The sequence below is a fragment of the Helicobacter mehlei genome (assembly GCF_003660265.1).
Classification (GTDB): Bacteria; Campylobacterota; Campylobacteria; order Campylobacterales; family Helicobacteraceae; genus Helicobacter; species Helicobacter mehlei.
Map to the genome: position 1 here is coordinate 1 of NZ_QXQP01000077.1, position 766 is coordinate 766.

At 41.4% G+C, this 766-nt stretch carries 1 protein-coding gene; it reads right to left on the reverse strand.

Features of this window, described 5'->3' with window-relative positions; all coding sequences use genetic code 11:
* Positions 1-225: 225 nt before the first annotated feature.
* On the reverse strand, positions 226-766 hold a 541-nt coding region (locus EAO36_RS08315), incomplete at its 5' end, for an LPD3 domain-containing protein (protein ID WP_120948840.1).

Sequence of the window (766 nt, forward strand, 5' to 3'; positions counted from 1 at the left end):
CCCCCTCCTCCTGAAGGGGGTGGGTCATCTGGAGGTAAGCCCCCCTCTAGCTCTCTAATGAGGGCTTTAGTGGCGTTGGCTTTTAATTTGAGATTAAGCGTTTTTATTATACGCTCCCCCCCACGGGCTTTACAATAGGCGTGGGAAAGCTATAAGCTTTGCATATCTCCCACCTGTGTGAGTTTGGCCTGCCTCTATTGGATTGCATGGGTGTGCTGTAATCCTTTAAGGTAGAGGGTTTAATTCTCCTAACTCCAAACTATAAATTCTATGTCCTTGTTGCATACTCTCTTTTAGTGTAATTTTAACTTGAGCTTTTTTTCCATTGATGTTAATCTCTGCAAAGTATCTGTGCATGGCTTTTATGTCGGCACTGCCCTTTTTGTCTGCATAGGTTTCTCCCAATCTAGCATTCTCAAAAAGAGCTTTAATATCTGCTCCCACTTTAAAATGTTCTTCTTTTGTAAAACCATTTTCTAAACTTTTGTTTAAAGCTTTTTCACTAGAGATTTTATTCAATCCTGTACCTGAAATCCTAGCAACTACCCCCGTTTCTTTGTTCTTAATGTCTTGGTTTAAAATGGGGACTAGACTCTGCCTTAACTCCGTCCTTAAATCTTTAATATCTTTCGTCCCCTCTGTTTTATATTCAAAGGATTTACCTCCATCATCTGGAGGTAAGCCCCCCTCTAGCTCTCTAATGAGGGCTTTAGTGGCGTTGTCAAAGTCTTGGCGTTGGACTAGGTGGTTGAGCTGGATTTTAAAG